Below are 15,305 nucleotides of genomic sequence, written 5' to 3'. Positions count from 1 at the left end.
GCCGGGATACAAAGAGCTAGCTGATGCTGATACAATCGATATCCGGTGCCTAGCCAGAGCCGCTAGAGAATTGAATGCTATTGTAGCCTGCATTGAGATTCACTACAACACTGGTTGTTTGCACCACGTTCCAGTTATTATCATTGGTGCCATGGAAGGTGAGCGTACTTGCCGCTCCGCCGTTGACACTTAATTGGGCTGAACGCCCGTTATCACCATCGATATACTGGATTGTTAAAATGTAATTCCCTGTATTGCTGACCAGCACTTGATTGAACGTGAGAGAGGCTCCGTTACCAATGTTGCCGACCTTCTGACTGCCAGAGCAGGCCGTGCAGGAGACAATGGAGGCGCTCCCAGTCAGCGTATTGCCCGCTGCCTCGGCCTCGGTGATGGTGTTGCCGCCCAACGTGACACGGTCGATGTCGGGAGCCCAGTTGGAACCCGAGAAGAGTTTGATGGTGTTGCTTCCCGCATTCAAACTTATGGTCATCGTCAGTGTCTGAACTGTGTTCCAGTTGTTGTTGTTAGTGCCGTGGAAATTGATGGTGAGGGCGGAACCTCCATTAATGCTCATTTGCGCCGAACGTCCGCTATCGCCATCGATGTAAACGATGGTCAACGTGGTCCTGCCGGTTGTGCTGGCCTGGACATTGTTAAAGGTGAGAGATGCGCCGTTGCCAATGTTGCCAACCTTCTGGCCACCAGAGCACGCCGAGCAAGAGACGATGGAGGCGCTTCCGGTCAGTGTATTACCCGCGGCTTCGGCTTCATATGAAGCGGGTATCAGGCTGCCGACAATGAGTCGATCGAGATCAGGACTCCAGCCTGAGGATGGCGAGGAGAACTGGATCGTGTTGTTCCCCGCATTCAGGTTCACCAAAATTGTGGTAGTCTGTACGGCATTCCAGTTATTATCGTTGGTCCCATGGAAGTTCTGCGTGGTTGCGGAGCCGCCATTGACACTGAGCTGCATTGAACGCCCGGCATCTCCGTCTACATACGAAATGGTCACGGGGTAGGTCCCACTGGCACTAACGGAAATGCTGTTGAAGGTAAGGGAGGCGCCATTACCAATGTTGCCGATCTTTTGACCGCCAGAACAGGCCGTGCAGGAGACGACAGAGGCGCTGCCAGTGAGCGTATTTGCAAGCGCTTCGGCTTCGTAGATCTTGCCCGCGTTTCCGCCTGCTGGTGTCACCTTCAACAGGCGTGAAGCATGGCCGTTTAAGGAAGCACTAAAATGATCGGCTATCGCGCCCAGGTTTGTATGGCTCCAGAGGTCACGCACCATAGGGGCGCCACTTATCCCGAGATCACTCCAGTTCACCGTGACGGTGGCGTTCCCACTATCCAGATTGAAGAGTGCCACTGTATAGGTGCCATCGCCATTGTCTGCGTACCATACTTGCTGGTTGTTGAGCTGTGAGAGCGGGCGGGCAGGATGACCGGATTGATCAACTGCAATGACTTCATCATTCGTCAATAACGAGAGTCCATAGCTGTCCAGATTGGTGAGATCATCGCCGGAGAAAAGCGGGGCCGCCTCGATTGCCCACAGCGTCATATAACTTTGACGCTCGTCCTGGGAAATCCCATCCAGTGTTGCGCTGCCAACATCAAGGGAGTCAAGGTCATTCCACCCACCCGGACCAGCGTTCTGCGTCCAGGGAACGACATCATTGAAGCGTGCTTTGACCGAGTTATCCCACGTCACCAATGTCCCACAATAGCATTCGACATCAGTGTCAATGCGCCAACCATTGGCCTGCTGCTGCCAGAAACTGATATAGCGATGATCCAGGGCCCAGGAGAGCTCAAACCAGATCGAACGTCCACTCTGCGCCAGAGCCTGTGACCACGCCTGCACATCGGGCCGGTTATCGGTGCTCAGATCATAGATGCCAGAACCAGGGGTTACCCCATCGAGTTTGAGGAAATCCACCCCCCAGGAGGCGAACTGATTCGCGATGGAGTTGATATAGGCCTGCGCGCAGCTATTGCTATAGTCAATGGCATAGTTTCCTCGCCAACCGTTCGTCATCTGTAACGGCTTGATCGCGATATCCTGGGCGTGGCAACTGGTGCCGTAGATAGGATAATTCTGGTTGTAGACGGTCTGGTCGAGGCCGGCAACGTAGTAGATTCCCAACTTTAACCCATAATTGTGGACATAGTTCGCTACGTCGCTGATGCCGGCAGGGAACCGGCCAGGATAAGGGGAAGGCCGCCCATAGCCATCAAACGTAGCCTTCCAGTTCGAATCCATCCACCAACCCGCGTCGATGTTTATGTACTGGTAGCCATGTGGTTGGAGTTGCTGATGCAACACATCGGCCTGGGATTTGACGTGATCGGCAGTGAGCCAGGGGGTATTGTAGCCGCTATAATTCGTTGACTCCAGGCTCCAGCTACTCCAACCCATATATGGCTTCTGACCCAATCCATTGGAGGAAGCATGCGCTACATCCAGATGGGAAAAGAAGGGGAGCGGTAAGAAGAGAGCACAACAGATGAGTATAGCCAGTACGGGAATCACGCGACGAATGACAGCAATGTGCCGTAGCATAAAGAATCCCTCCTTTGGTTCCTCTACAGGAATACATCCTATGCACCTGTAGACAGTATGTGCTTCGTTGCAGGTACCATATGGTGTCAGACGAGAATCAGGGTGTTTTCCTCCTTTCCAACGCATCTTGACCGCATCATTGCCCAAACGAGATGCTGTTTACAGAGAGCGAGCCAGAAAGCCCCCGTGATTTATCCGGGGATGAATGACTCTTCCCTGTTTGGGGTGTAGGAGGCATGGGTCGATAGGTTGGGTCATCCCATGCTAAAAAACTATCCACCGCACGTCGTACTAATTCCGCTATAGCCACCCCTTCTTGTTCGGAACGCTGACGAAGGCGTTCCATTTGCTTCTCTGTTAAATACAAATTTGTTCGTTTCATGTTCTCCCTCATTTGACATACAGCAATATGTACTGTATACTCTAGCATAGAAAGAGAAAAGGAGCAAGGGCGCAATGCTGATGTATGAATATAAGCTGGATGGCACGAAAGCACAATACGCGGCGATTGATGAAGCCATTCGCATTGTCCAGTTCATTCGTAACAAGTGTGTGCGTTTGTGGATGGATGACCATGCCAACAAAAATGACTTGCAATGCTATTGCGCCGTTCTTGCCAAAGCCTTCCCCTTTGCTTCCTCTCTCAATTCCCAGGCGCGTCAAGCCAGTGCTGACCGAGCATGGTCTGCTATTGCTCGCTTTTATGACAACTGCAAACAAAAAAAGCCAGGGAAGAAGGGTTATCCCCGTTTTCAGAAACATAACCGTTCTGTGGAGTATAAAGCAACAGGATGGAAGCTTGAGCCTGACGGGAGGCATATCACCTTCACTGATGGCTGTAGCATCGGTCGTCTTCGCTTGGTTGGCACGCGAGATATTGAAACCTTTCCTGTGAAGCACATCAAGCGTGTGCGTCTTGTCAGACGTGCAGATGGCTACTATGCGCAATTTTGTGTGCAGGCAGAGAGGCAGATTGATCATCTTCCCACGGACAAACAGATTGGCATCGATGTTGGTTTGAAAGCCTTCTACACTGACTCTGAAGGGCAAGCCGTCGAGAATCCACGCCACTACCGAAAGGCGGAAAAGCGCCTCAAGCGGTTGCAACATCGCCTCTCCAAGAAACAGAAGCAATCAGCCAACCGGAAGAAAGCTCGTCAAGCCGTCGCCAAAGCCCATTTAAAAGTCCAAAGGCAGCGTGAAGATTTCGCCAGAAAGCAGGCGAATGCGCTCGTCTCGTCTCACGACCTGATTGCCTTTGAAGACCTGCAGATCCGCAATATGGTGAGGAACCGGCATCTCTCCAAGAGCATCAGTGATGCTGGATGGGGTCGGTTTCTGGCTTGGGTCAACTACTATGCTGCCTTACATCACGTCCCTGTCATCGCCGTCTCGCCACAGTTCACCAGTCAGAACTGTTCAGCCTGTGGCACGCTGGTCAAAAAGAGCTTGAGCGTGCGTACCCATATCTGTACTGACTGTGGCGTGGTCTTAGACAGGGATCAGAATGCGGCGTTGAACATTTTGCAAAAAGCGCTCAGTACCGTAGGGCATACGGGAACTGATGCACCTGTGAGTGCATGAAACGCTTCTGGACAGGATGGCCTCTACAACGTCTCAGCAATGGGACGCTGCAAGCAACCTGGATGAGAGAAGAATCCCCCGTGATTTATCCGGGGGAGTGTCAAGGAATTCGAGAGCAGCCTGAATGATCAAGGATCAACGTTTTTTCCCCCAAATCTTAATTGACAGACTGCCGCTGGCAATGAACCGACTATCGGGACTGATGGCAAGGCTGTAGACAGGACCTGCATGGCCCGGCAAGGTACGAATAGTTTCTTGAGAGCCGTAAAGATTCCATTCCTTGATGGTTTTGTCTTCGCTACTACTGATGACCGTTTGCCATGCAGGATGAAACGCGACTGAACGGACAGGCCCGGCGTGACCCGTGAAAGTGGAAATGAGCCTCCCCTCGTCGGCCCCCCACCATTTCATGGTCCTATCTGCACTCCCACTCAGCAGCATTGTTGAGCTGATGGGAAATTGCCCGTCCTCCACCATGGTCAAAGACAACACTTTCCCACTATGGCCTCTGAGAGTACGAAGGAGTTTTCGAGTGCGAGCGTGCCATAAGCGGATCACGCCGACCTCGTCTCCACTCGCAATGATCTGGTGATTGGGACTCATAGCAACGCTGTAAAGAGGGCTTGGATGGTCGATGAAGGGCAGCAGAAGCCGTCCAGTCTGCAGGTCCCAGAGTCTGACAGTCTGGTCGGTGCTCGCGCTGACAAGGGTTTGTCCGTCAGTGCTGAGCGCAAGAGAGCGCACTGCATTGCCATGGCCTTCAAGAGGGCGCAAGAGTTTCCCGCTCTGAGGATCCCAAAGTTTGATCGCGCTGTCCTGTCCACCACTGACCAGAAGCCCTCCGCTCGGACTCCAGGCGAGAGCGAACACGCCGCCGACATGACCCGTGAGGGTGTGCAGCAAGTGGCCGCGCGAAGGATCCCAAAGCTTGATGGAGCCATCGATACTGCCACTGGCAAGAATCTGCCCATCGGGACGGAAGGCAAGGCAACGCACCCAACTCGCATGCCCCTTGAGCGCCTGCACGACCGCATCTTCTTTCACTTCCTCCGTCAAGAGATCCGCAACCAGGGTTAAAAATGCTCTCAGATCCTCTTCGGAAGCGGATTGACCATGGATGTCACGAACGGGCTGGCTCGGATATGCGAGTTCTTGTCGAATGTCGGCAACGATGTGAGTCAATTGCTCCCGGCTCTCTCGGTTGCGGAACATGCTGGCAATACGCCTGGCATCTACCTGGGGCTTTTGAGAGAAGATCGTGCCGTATAAGACCAGGCTGAGAGATCCTCCCCATCTTTCGGTGAGCGATCGACCTGGGAGTTGGGCAAAGTGGCGATGGCATGTAGGACAGCGGTAGAAAGTGATCTTTGCGTCGGATTCGGGCAGTATTTCTAACTGGCAATGTCGGCAGGACAAGCAAGTAGCTTTTGACGTCACACAATCTCCTCCTCGAAGGAAGCGGAAGCGCTTCATGACCTTGCGTATTCACAGGTACATCATAGCATTTTCTATACCTCGATGTGGCGGGCTACAGAGAACGTGGGGAGAAAGCCCCGGTGGGGAAGTGGATGAATCGACAACGTAAAAATCGAGCAGCTTTTGAACGATGGGGCCGCCATCGCGTGTGGCATCGACAGCCAGTAACCAGGCTGATTGTTCTGCATAATAGTTCAGATTGATATTGTAGAAAGCTTTATATGCGAATGAAACACGATGTTCTTCGACTTGAGCATTTTCTACATCGATGATGAGCATAGCAAGGGGAAAATCCATAATCTGGCCCGCAAAAGTTCCATAATTGTGCGGCATCAGACAAACGACAAAGCCGAAACGACCATCTGACCCTGGACAGAGTGAAGTGAAGAGAAGGTTTTCAACCAGTGGAAAATCGGGCAGCACAAAAGAAGATGTATAGACGGAGTTAATATGCACACTAAACGCTCCTGAGCTCCCCCAAATTGGTAGGTACTCGTTTGAAGTCACCAGACCCCACGGCGAAAGCCGGGGGCTTGTATCTCTCCTCACGCTTACCCGTGGATCAGGGAAGGATACGTTAGCCTTCAGGACAAGCCTGAACACCACTAGGACGGGTGACAAGCGGTTCAACCAGCCGCCACTTCCCAGAGGAAGTCGCCCCACACGGAAAAGGGTACACAGGTTGAGCTAGCGTACAGGGCGTTGGCCCTCATGCCGATCCGTGCATGCTGAACAGTCTGGCTGATGCAGGTATCCATGCATCACAAACCGTTTCTCTTGAGTCAGAGGAGTGCCTTTGCTCTAGCCTGTTCTTAACATATACACATCTCTTCTTAGGCAACACAGGAAAACCGGAAAGAACTTCTATGTCAAGCCCCAGGGGGAATCGGAAAAAGAGAGGAGAGTCATGAGGCACCGGCATGAGCGAAGCAGGCACGAGGAACCGACCCGCATAGCGACGAGCGGGTTGAAACAGGCTTCTCATTTGCAGAGCCAGAGCCCCTGGTTAGGCCGCGCGCCGAGCATGCAGGTGGCGAGCGGCTTCAAAAGTGTTCCGCTGGTAGCTCTGTCGTTGGCGCCACATGGCAAAAACAATGCGCACCCAGACGTTTGCCAGGGCACGAATGGCCATGCTGTGACTTTTCCCCTCCTTGCGTTTGCGGTCGTAGTACTCCCTGGCCCAAGCTTCCTGTTGAGTACTCTGCCACGCAAACTGGTAAAAGGCGTTGCGAAGCGGCTTGATACAGGCAAAACGCTGATGGACGCGGGCGTAATTGCCACTCTCATACGGCACCGGCGAGGTTCCTGCCAGCGCGGCAATACTGGCCGCCTCGTCGTACCGCTGGCGATCATCTCCCCATTCCGCCAACAGTCGGGGAGCCAGGCGCTTGCCAGCACCGGGCAGACTCGCAAAGGTGGAATGGTCAGCGTGCGTCAAAAAAAGGTCAGTGATCGCCTTATCGTACTCAGCAAGTTGTTTGACCAGGGGCAGGAGTTGTTCGATCAACGCCAAGGTGAGCCGCGCTTTGGTGCGAGTGGTGATGCTATCAGCTTGCAAGTGGGGTTGATGCAGGGTGGCGAAGATCTTGGAGGCAACCTGGGTAGGGGTGGTATGTCCGCCTTTTTTCAGGGTTGCTTCAATCTCTACAAGCGATGCGCTCATGGCTGCTTGTGGAGTTGGGTAGGTTTGCAGAAAGACCAGCGCCGAGCGTTGGTGCAACTTGGTGAACAACTGCAAAGCCACTGGGTAGTAGGCCTTGAGACAAGCGGAGAGCCGGTTCACCAAGCGCGTCTGACTCTGGATCAAGCTGTCCTGGTCGCGTGTCAACGCTTTCAGTTCCGCAATCGTGGGGCTATCCGGCTCCAATCGTCGCAAATCCGCCAGTTCCGAGCGCCCATGTTTTGCCAACAGGTACGCATCAATCAGGTCAGTTTTGGCTCCACTGGCCGAGCGCTTGCGATCAACGGTTTTTGGGTTGACGGGATACAGTATGCATCCGGCTTCCAGCAAGGCGGTGATGAGGAGCCCGCGATTGGTCTCCAGAATGCACGCGATTTGCTCGAGGGGAGCAAGTTCTCGCAGGAAGGTAATCAGTCTGTTGAGTCCCTCCGGCGTGTGTTCGACCCGCAGTTGGGCCACTTTGCGGCCAGCTTCATCGATGACCACGACATCATGATGCTGATCTGCCCAATCAATGCCTGCAAACCACATGAGCTAGGTCCTTTCTTGGCAAGCAGCTCCTGGAAGACACGTGTCCTTATACCTGGCGCTCGAAGCGCGAACTTCTAATGATCGGTCTGGTCCAGGAGGACGCCAGGGAAGCTCGTTCTTTCCGAATTGGTCGAGCCTCGTGGAGAGGGAAGGCTTTCCCCGGCGGGTCCACACAGCAAGTTGTTATCCTGCTGAAGCCCTTCACAAAGGGGCCTAGCTTTCATATTACCGTATAAGGAGAGGGCAGGCCCCGCCACCCATGCGCCTGAAAAGGACTCGGCATTCCTCCCCGCGCATGAATGCGGGGGTCTCCTGCCTCGATTTGATGAAGTGCTGATGTTTGGCTATGAGTAAAAGGAAAACAGCCTTAAAGGATATCTGCTGTTTATTAGACTGGATGCATATAAAGTGTATTATAAAAGGAGCAAATATTCCAGTGTTGAGATCAAACAATCAAGGATTTCCAGGCCTAAAAGAGGAGGAGAAAATTAGAATAGGAAAGCCCTGGGAAAACGGCTCCCAATCTGGCATACTTGCATTGAGAATGGTAAACTAAGATTCTCTGCAACAGGCTTGATGACCTGAAAACTGCTAGGTTTGTGTTTTGAGAAAAATCTCCGCAATCTCATTGAAGAGTGAGTGAAAGTCTGCTCTGAATGGGCCTTGCTTGTAAGTATCAGAAATCCTTTTTGGTCACCAACTCATAGGGCTTGTTCTTCAGTTCGCCGACTTCTTTCGTGGCTCAAATTTCGACTTGATAATGGTTTCGAGAGATTATTTACATGTAAAAGAGGAATATGATGAATTTGTTTATTCGACCTTTCTCTCCTGATGATCTGGAAGACGTGGTTCAATTATCACTGTTAGCGTGGGCTCCCGTTTTTCACTCATTCGAGCAAGTGCTGGGGAGCAAAACCTATTCCCTCGTGTGGCCCGATTGGAAAGAAACCCAGAGGACCGTCGTTGAAAAGATTTGTCAAGAGCACGAGAAGACGCTTGTTTGGGTTGCAGAAACACATGGAATGATTACCGGATTTATCGCCTGCACCTTAAATAGTCAGGAAAATGGTCAGGATGATACAGGGGAAGTAGATTTGCTTGCTGTGCACCCTGAGTATCAAAACCAGGGAATAGGGACGGCATTGAACCATTTTGCGCTCGAAAAGATGAAAGAAAGCGGCATAAAGCTTGCTATTGTGGGGACTGGTGGAGATCCAGGCCATGCACCCGCCAGAAGAACCTATGAAAAAGCCGGATATACTGCTTTACCAATAGTTCGGTATTATCAAGCCTTGTAGAAGTGGACGTATTTCAACGCCAATGACAACGGTACGAATTTACAACGTATCAATGGGAGAAGCTAGATGTGAAGCGGCTTGCCCAGGCATATTCCTACCAGTGCTCAAGCTTGGGGGCAAATGCTCACATTTGGGATCTGGCTCACTCTTGGTGATTTAGGTTGCTTGCTATTTGCGACAGAAGCATGGGTTTTCATCTTTGCCCTCTGAGCGGTCAGTTTGCCCTCAATCTTGAGCAGCACAGCCATTAGCGGCATATCAAGCCGCTCCACAAGCGAACATATGCACACCATTTTGTCAATTTGGCACAGGAGAAGACAGGCAAATTGAAGATACTGTTAGCGCCAGCAATCTTTGCGAGAGAAGGCTATTTTGTTGTAGTATAGACGTATGACTATGACTAACAATGAAATCTCCGGTGGTATTGTCCACGAATTGCCAGAGGACTTACGAGAAATCCTCGCTTCTGACGCGGAGGCGAGAGCCTCATGGGAGGATCTTACGCCTCTTGCGCGCAATGAATGGATATGCTGGACGATCTCCGTGAAAAAACCAGAAACCAGAAGGCAGCACGTTGAAAGGGTGCGCACGCAACTCAAAGAGGGCATGCGCCGACCTTGTTGTTGGATGGGCTGTATTCACCGCACGGACAAGTCAATAAGCCCGTCGGTGCAGTGGGTGCTCAATAAACAATCTAAAAAGTCATCATAAATGATGACTTTTTTAGAATAAGGGCTCATTTTGCTTTTGACTTGTTCAGCACCACAGCTTCCAGAATGAGTGCTTTTAACGCGGCTTCATTGATGGTGTCACCTTCGTGAAAGTCGATTGCACGAACTGTTTTGCTATCTAGGCGCGTGTTAAAGAGCTTTTGCGGATCTTTCATCTGAGCACCCTTGGGGAATGTTAACCTTACGGCGTTCTTGAGAGTATCGCAAAAGCAGAGTATTCCATCATGAGACCACACGGGGACTCCCTCGGGTCTTGAAGGCTTTTTCCACTTCACTTCTTCAACTAAGGCAGGATCAGCTTGCTTGATTAAAGCGCGCAGCCGTGGCAACATCTCACCCCGCCAATCGTCATACTTTTTGACTATGATGTTTATCTGCTGAGCAGCAGACGTGTCTTCCATATGCACCTCTTTCTCTTATGGTTGCTACAGCATTCTATCATTACCATCTTTCTTTGTGGTTTGAAAGAGACCGGGCTCATGGGGTTGGCGAACTGGCGAACCCGATCCGGGATGCGGGATCGGTACCTTCCTTTCCTCCTTCCAATTTACAAAATCTCAGTGAAAGAAGCTAGATGAGAAGCGGCTTTCCAAGAAACATGAGTTCCTATGCTCAAGATTGGGGTCTGCCCACGGATGCGCAACGAGATGTAGCTCAGCATTAATTTGGCTTGGGAGTGTTCTTCGCTGCCCTCTCGTTTTCATAAAGCAGAGGTTTTCTGATCCTTTACCAGCAAAAAGCCGGAGCGTGAAACGACCTGTGAAGACACCTCAATCAAAAACACATCTCGTTGCGTATCCCGTGGGCAGAACCAGGTTTCAGGGCATTCCTCTGAAAACCTGGCACGAGAGGCAAAAAATCTCTCCCCCAGATCCGAACCTTCCGTATCAATTGTTCAGATGATGTAAGGGCGCTTAGGCAGGGTTGTCTTGGCTTGAGGCTGCAAGATGACCGTATTACCTAGGCGTTCCAATGGGCGAACGAGCCATTGTTGAATCTTCTGCTTATTTGCGATGGGAAAGGAGTCAGCTCCTCTCTTACAGCTCACCTCCATCGTAGGGACACAACTTCCAGAGATGTTCCTCCTGAAAACTGATCCGACGCTTGCTCGTGAAAGATCACCAACAGGGCGTCTTTCCACATGAGAGTTTCCTCTACGTGCTTCCCAGATGGGAGCGACAATGAGTGGTTCTTCCAGACGCCCGAAGACAGCTTCTTCTTCAAGCTTGGTAGCCTTACTATTTCCATCGTTTTCAGTATTGGGATCTTTCCTCCATAGTGTACCAGCTCAGTCCATCGAGTTCTTTTTCATGCTGAATGGTGCACCTACGGTGCATGACGCTTCTTCTGAAAGTCCCGAATAGATGACTTTCATTCGGGGTGGTGCATCTTGGATGCATGACTCTTACCATGTGCGCAGATCCCAAAGGTCGACACCAGAAAACAGGTCTGAAGGCGCAGGGAAATCGCGTCTCCAGACGAATCTCTGGGGCTCTTTGCATGCTATGCTTGCGCTAGAGCTTCTGAAGAGACAAGAAAGCAAACCAACAGTGTTTCATGGAGCTAGTTACGACGCAAGGAAAGGGAGCGCATCATCCTCTCCGGGAATATCGTGCTCGAAGTACTTGAAGTTGGAGAGGGAAAGGTCAAACTTGGGATCACCGCTCCTCCCGAGATCGATATTGCGCGCGAAGAATTGCTACAGAGGCAATCACCACCCCCACCCAAGCCTCCTGCCACACAACCAGAATAAAGCATGTGCGTTCTTTTCAAGAGAACGCAGTCTTTTCTCAGAAAGGCAGGAAAAACATGTAACCACAGCAGCGTCCCACACGTATTACATGGGAACAAGTGTTCTCATGTGTGAGAGCCGTAGCGCACAAGAAGGGAGATCTTTGGGTGGATGTTGAGTCACTCCATTCGCTCAAGGGTTTTCTGGCGCTACACGTGCGCCAGGTGGTAGCTCTGCTCCCTGGCGTCACCTTCAACTTGAAGACAGAAGCATGCTGTTTATCTGTTTATTCTTCCATTAGAGGAATAAACAGATAAACAGATGTTTACGAGAGAACGGAGCATCTCCCTGTCTTCATCCCGCCTGGCATGGTGGCTCAGGACACCTGCAACCGCTTCGGAAGTACTGAACGTTTGCCTCCCTCTCCAGGGGGAAGCTCTGCCCTTTTGACCGAAGCAGGATGTGTGCACTATGGGAAAACGACCCGGACTGCTCTATGAAGCCCTTCAACGCCTTGATGGCTTGATGGCCCTTGGACAAAGCCGTGCTGATGCCAAAGCGCAGGCCCGCGCGCAGGGTGAACATTTCTGGTCATTTTCTGATGGGAAGATGCACTCCTATCAGACGCGGGCCACCTACCAGGACATGGTGATGCGCTTTTTGCGCTGGTGCCGAGTAACCCACGGGACGAAACGCCTGGTCGACGTCGACCAGCGTGCAGACGAGCTAGCCTCAGCCTATGTGCTCTTGCGCGTACAGGAAGGCTATAGCCCCTGGACCCTGGCCACCGAACGCAGCGCGTTACGGCTCTTCTTCGGGTCTCCACTCCTGGCAGAAGCCGTTCCACTTCCGCCGCGTCACCGGGAAGAAATTCACCGTTCCCGTCAGTCTCCCGAGTCTGAGGAACAACCCTCACCCCATTTTCAACCCGAGCACTGGCAGCCCCTGCTGGCCTTCCTTCGCGTCACCGGATTACGGCGGCGCGAAGTGAGAATGCTGCACGTTGCACACATTCAGGAGCAGCCAGATGGACATGTCGTAATTCATGTGCAGGGGAAGGGCGGAAAAGTGCGCCAGGTCCCGGTCATATCAGGGCAAGAAGCAACCGTGCTCAGCCTGGTGCAAGGCAGGAACGAGGAAGAAAAGGTCTTTCCCCATATTCCCAGTCACCTCGATATCCATGCCTACCGTCGGCAGTATGCGCAGACACTCTATCGAGAACTCTCCTGACTGCCCCTTCCACCTGCCGCTGGTCGGCTTCCACGCGGCATTCTCGACGAGCAGGCCATCCTGGCCGTCTCACGAGCGCTTGGGCATAACCGACGAGATGTGGTCCTGACCTACTACCTGCGCTAATTACCATCCCCAGGAACAATGATGTCCCTGTTCATATACATTCCCCGGCGTTTTCTTCGTATTCACTGGCTCACCCGCCTGCATTGGCAGCTGGGTGAGCCAGTTTTTTCATGTCTTGTTTCCATACAACAGAAGGATAGAATACTAATGCGTCGAGAACATGCACGCTATCGCTTTCTACTCAAAGAACTGGAGGCCTTCACCGGCGTCTACAGGCATACTGTCGAGAGTTGGCTTGCTGACTTTACCAGTGACCCATCCAACGTGACCGACCAGGAACATGGCTACCGACACGTCTTTCTCGAACACGTCCTCGCCCGTATTGAGGGCTTTGACACTCCCAAACAGCTCTTCAAACCCTTTGGTCCACTCCCACAACCCACGCGCTTCTTTCTACCCTACCGTGACAAGGTCTTAACTCCGTTCAATGATAAGATAGAACAGCGCCTCGCCACGTGGTGGCAGCAGGAGTGGCGACGCCAGCATCTCGATTTTGCCCATATTCCGCCGGCGCCACCGACACGCGCCAGGGCACTCATCCCCTGTGACTTTCGCACCTGGCGCTATACCGATCAATTCCTGGTCAAGATAGAAGGTGGGGTGAGAACACGCCGATGTCAGGTGAGCACCTGTAGCACAGGCTACGTTATCTGGAGCCTTCCGCTCCCGCCCGCTGGCATTCTCGCGGCTCTTACGAGCACTGGCGGTGTGAGCGTTCCCTGATTTCCCATCGAGAAGTGATAGCAATCCGTAGCTGCCTGCTTTACGCCGGGCGGACTATGAAGTAGCACTCATCGGGCTAGGAATCCGATGGGCCAGCCGCCATGCCATTTTGGCTAGGGGGTATCAGCCATTTCCCCCGACGGCGCGTAACGACACTTACGCAGGTTCCTTCGCGGGGCGATGCCCCATTCGTCAGCATAGATCGCAGGGGTAGCCCGATGGCTCTTTTGGCTAGACCCATCCGGTACATTGTCAGCGGGCTTCCCACCCCCAACAGTGCCACTGCTGGACACAGGCCGCTTACCCCTCGTACCACTACTCAAGTACGGCTCTTTAAGCAACTCCTCGATAAGCGAACAGGCGCACTCCTAGCCCTACCTCGTATGGGATAGAGATTATTGGTTCACCTACAGCAGCGTTTAGGCGTCAGTATCTTGAAAAATACAAGCAGAAACTCATCGTTGTGCGAAACAACGCTGATCGAGTACGCCTGATTGATTTCCTGGGGCTCATCATCGCGCAGAGGATGAGCCAATGATTCTAGAGAAGGTCTAGCTTATTGTCAAGAATCTGGTCCATACGTTTCATGGGGCAATTGATCGCGGCTTCGGGATTCATCCTTTTTGCCAATATCGCCTTCCATTCCCACCTATGGAAGGACCTGTAAAGCTGAAAGGAACGGTTCCGGGCGGTTCTCCAACTGGCGTTGGAGGAAAGCCAGCTTGCCGGGATTCACCAGGGTATGCAGCCCAACGATGACATTGTCGCGAATATCGAACGCCTGTACCCAGTTAAGGTGTCCGTCGCTCCTGGATACAACCGCGGGCGCGCCATTAATCTCTTCTATGAAAAGCACGTTATCCGCAGGTACGCGGTGTATCAGAGAGATGAAGCGCCTGGCAACAAGTACCTGGCCGGAAATGGGGTACAGGCTAGCGCGAACTTTGCCTCCGCCATCAGCCCAGGCCGTGACATCGCTGGCGAGCATTTTGGTCAGGGTCGCAAGGTCGCCAGATTTGCAGGCCGCGATAAAGGATGCGGTCAACTGGCGCTGATTGACGGACTCAACAGAGACACGGTGACGTTTCTCCGCAACGTGGCTTTTGGCACGATGAAAGAGCTGACGACAATTTTCCGGGGTTTTCTCGATGATCTCTGCGATTTCCGTGAAGGAATAGTCAAACACCTCGTGCAGGAGGAAGACGGCGCGTTCCGGGGGCGTCAACGCCTCCAGGAGCATGAGAAAGGCCAGTGAAATGGTCTCTTGCTGCTCATAGGTTTCTTCTAACGGCTCACCCTCAGGCAGAGCAGTGAGGATAGGCTCAGGGAGCCAGACCCCGATATATTCTTCACGCTGTGCGTGGGCGGATTTCAAATAATTCAGGCTGAGATTGGTAACAATCTTAGTGAGATAGGACTTTGGCGATTGAATCGTGGCTCGATCTGCCTGTTGATAACGCAGGTAGGCATCCTGAACAATATCTTCGGCCTGGCTAGCATAGCCAGTCATGCGGTAGGCAATGGAGAAGAGGAGGGGTTGATAGGTTTGGATTTGATCCATAGAGTTTTTTTCTGCAAGCGCTCCTTAAGATAGTCGATTTTCTCTGTTTATCATACATCAGCG

Annotated in this window: 12 protein-coding genes and 1 pseudogene; 6 read left to right on the top strand and 7 right to left on the bottom strand. The window is 52.3% G+C overall.

All coding sequences use genetic code 11. The features are described from left to right. Positions 1 to 49: 49 nt before the first annotated feature. A complete protein-coding gene (locus JMJ16_RS02435; protein ID WP_201378105.1) occupies positions 50 to 2,569 on the bottom strand; it encodes a carbohydrate-binding protein in 2,520 nt (839 codons plus the stop codon). 136 nt (positions 2,570 to 2,705) lie between these two features. Next, positions 2,706 to 2,951 carry a ribbon-helix-helix domain-containing protein gene (locus JMJ16_RS02430; RefSeq protein WP_201378104.1) on the bottom strand — a complete coding sequence of 82 codons (246 nt, stop codon included), beginning with the start codon at positions 2,949 to 2,951 and terminating at the stop codon, positions 2,706 to 2,708. A 74-nt stretch (positions 2,952 to 3,025) separates the two neighbouring features. Here JMJ16_RS02430 and JMJ16_RS02425 point away from each other — a divergent pair, with 74 nt between their 5' ends. Further along, a complete protein-coding gene (locus tag JMJ16_RS02425; RefSeq protein ID WP_201378103.1) occupies positions 3,026 to 4,153 on the top strand; it encodes an RNA-guided endonuclease TnpB family protein in 1,128 nt (375 codons plus the stop codon). A 135-nt stretch (positions 4,154 to 4,288) separates the two neighbouring features. Here the strand turns inward: JMJ16_RS02425 and JMJ16_RS02420 are convergent, their stop codons facing one another. The 3 genes from JMJ16_RS02420 to JMJ16_RS02410 all read right to left on the bottom strand — a co-directional run bounded on the left by JMJ16_RS02420 (position 4,289) and on the right by JMJ16_RS02410 (position 7,841). Continuing rightward, positions 4,289 to 5,590, bottom strand: coding sequence for a WD40 repeat domain-containing protein (locus JMJ16_RS02420; RefSeq protein WP_201378102.1), 1,302 nt, complete (start codon positions 5,588 to 5,590; stop codon positions 4,289 to 4,291). Positions 5,591 to 5,638: 48 nt separating this feature from the next. Then, positions 5,639 to 6,085, bottom strand: a complete 447-nt coding sequence (locus JMJ16_RS02415) for a hypothetical protein (protein ID WP_201378101.1) — start codon at positions 6,083 to 6,085, stop codon at positions 5,639 to 5,641. Positions 6,086 to 6,635: 550 nt separating this feature from the next. Beyond that, positions 6,636 to 7,841: an IS110 family transposase gene (locus tag JMJ16_RS02410; RefSeq protein WP_201378100.1), complete on the bottom strand. Its 1,206-nt coding sequence runs from the start codon at positions 7,839 to 7,841 to the stop codon at positions 6,636 to 6,638. Positions 7,842 to 8,638: 797 nt separating this feature from the next. Here JMJ16_RS02410 and JMJ16_RS02405 point away from each other — a divergent pair. Both JMJ16_RS02405 and JMJ16_RS56675 read left to right on the top strand, forming a co-directional pair. Next, positions 8,639 to 9,139, top strand: coding sequence for a GNAT family N-acetyltransferase (locus JMJ16_RS02405; RefSeq protein ID WP_201378099.1), 501 nt, complete (start codon positions 8,639 to 8,641; stop codon positions 9,137 to 9,139). Positions 9,140 to 9,529: 390 nt separating this feature from the next. Further along, positions 9,530 to 9,850, top strand: coding sequence for a YdeI/OmpD-associated family protein (locus tag JMJ16_RS56675; RefSeq protein WP_374228911.1), 321 nt, complete (start codon positions 9,530 to 9,532; stop codon positions 9,848 to 9,850). A 25-nt stretch (positions 9,851 to 9,875) separates the two neighbouring features. Here the strand turns inward: JMJ16_RS56675 and JMJ16_RS02395 are convergent, their stop codons facing one another. Further along, positions 9,876 to 10,271, bottom strand: a complete 396-nt coding sequence (locus tag JMJ16_RS02395) for a DUF1801 domain-containing protein (protein ID WP_201378097.1) — start codon at positions 10,269 to 10,271, stop codon at positions 9,876 to 9,878. A gap of 1,178 nt (positions 10,272 to 11,449) precedes the next feature. On the opposite strand from JMJ16_RS02395, the pseudogene JMJ16_RS02390 reads away from it, so the two are divergent. From JMJ16_RS02390 to JMJ16_RS02380, 3 genes and pseudogenes are all read left to right on the top strand, one after another. After that, positions 11,450 to 11,623: pseudogene (locus JMJ16_RS02390) on the top strand (carbon storage regulator); the annotation flags it as partial. A gap of 450 nt (positions 11,624 to 12,073) precedes the next feature. Continuing rightward, positions 12,074 to 12,832 carry a site-specific integrase gene (locus tag JMJ16_RS02385; protein ID WP_236601144.1) on the top strand — a complete coding sequence of 253 codons (759 nt, stop codon included), beginning with the start codon at positions 12,074 to 12,076 and terminating at the stop codon, positions 12,830 to 12,832. Positions 12,833 to 13,105: 273 nt separating this feature from the next. Continuing rightward, complete coding sequence (locus JMJ16_RS02380) at positions 13,106 to 13,681, top strand: hypothetical protein (RefSeq protein WP_201378096.1); 576 nt, start codon at positions 13,106 to 13,108, stop codon at positions 13,679 to 13,681. 649 nt (positions 13,682 to 14,330) lie between these two features. On the opposite strand, the gene JMJ16_RS02375 is transcribed toward JMJ16_RS02380, so the two are convergent. Continuing rightward, positions 14,331 to 15,242, bottom strand: a complete 912-nt coding sequence (locus JMJ16_RS02375) for an RNA polymerase sigma-70 factor (RefSeq protein ID WP_201378094.1) — start codon at positions 15,240 to 15,242, stop codon at positions 14,331 to 14,333. Positions 15,243 to 15,305: the final 63 nt, after the last annotated feature.

It is taken from the genome of Ktedonobacter sp. SOSP1-52 (assembly GCF_016587395.1).
The sequence above is the reverse complement of the archived record's forward strand: the minus strand, read 5'-3'. Positions and strand labels throughout refer to the sequence as shown.

Excerpts from the sequence above, each read along its gene's own strand:
- JMJ16_RS02435 (WP_201378105.1), bottom strand. The coding sequence starts at position 2,569 with ATGCTACGGCACATTGCTGTCATTCGTCGCGTGATTCCCGTACTGGCT.
- JMJ16_RS02430 (WP_201378104.1), bottom strand. The coding sequence starts at position 2,951 with ATGAAACGAACAAATTTGTATTTAACAGAGAAGCAAATGGAACGCCTT.
- JMJ16_RS02425 (WP_201378103.1), top strand. The coding sequence starts at position 3,026 with ATGCTGATGTATGAATATAAGCTGGATGGCACGAAAGCACAATACGCG.
- JMJ16_RS02410 (WP_201378100.1), bottom strand. The coding sequence starts at position 7,841 with ATGTGGTTTGCAGGCATTGATTGGGCAGATCAGCATCATGATGTCGTG.
- JMJ16_RS02405 (WP_201378099.1), top strand. The coding sequence starts at position 8,639 with ATGATGAATTTGTTTATTCGACCTTTCTCTCCTGATGATCTGGAAGAC.
- JMJ16_RS56675 (WP_374228911.1), top strand. The coding sequence starts at position 9,530 with ATGACTATGACTAACAATGAAATCTCCGGTGGTATTGTCCACGAATTG.
- JMJ16_RS02395 (WP_201378097.1), bottom strand. The coding sequence starts at position 10,271 with ATGGAAGACACGTCTGCTGCTCAGCAGATAAACATCATAGTCAAAAAG.
- JMJ16_RS02385 (WP_236601144.1), top strand. The coding sequence starts at position 12,074 with ATGGGAAAACGACCCGGACTGCTCTATGAAGCCCTTCAACGCCTTGAT.
- JMJ16_RS02380 (WP_201378096.1), top strand. The coding sequence starts at position 13,106 with ATGCGTCGAGAACATGCACGCTATCGCTTTCTACTCAAAGAACTGGAG.
- JMJ16_RS02375 (WP_201378094.1), bottom strand. The coding sequence starts at position 15,242 with ATGGATCAAATCCAAACCTATCAACCCCTCCTCTTCTCCATTGCCTAC.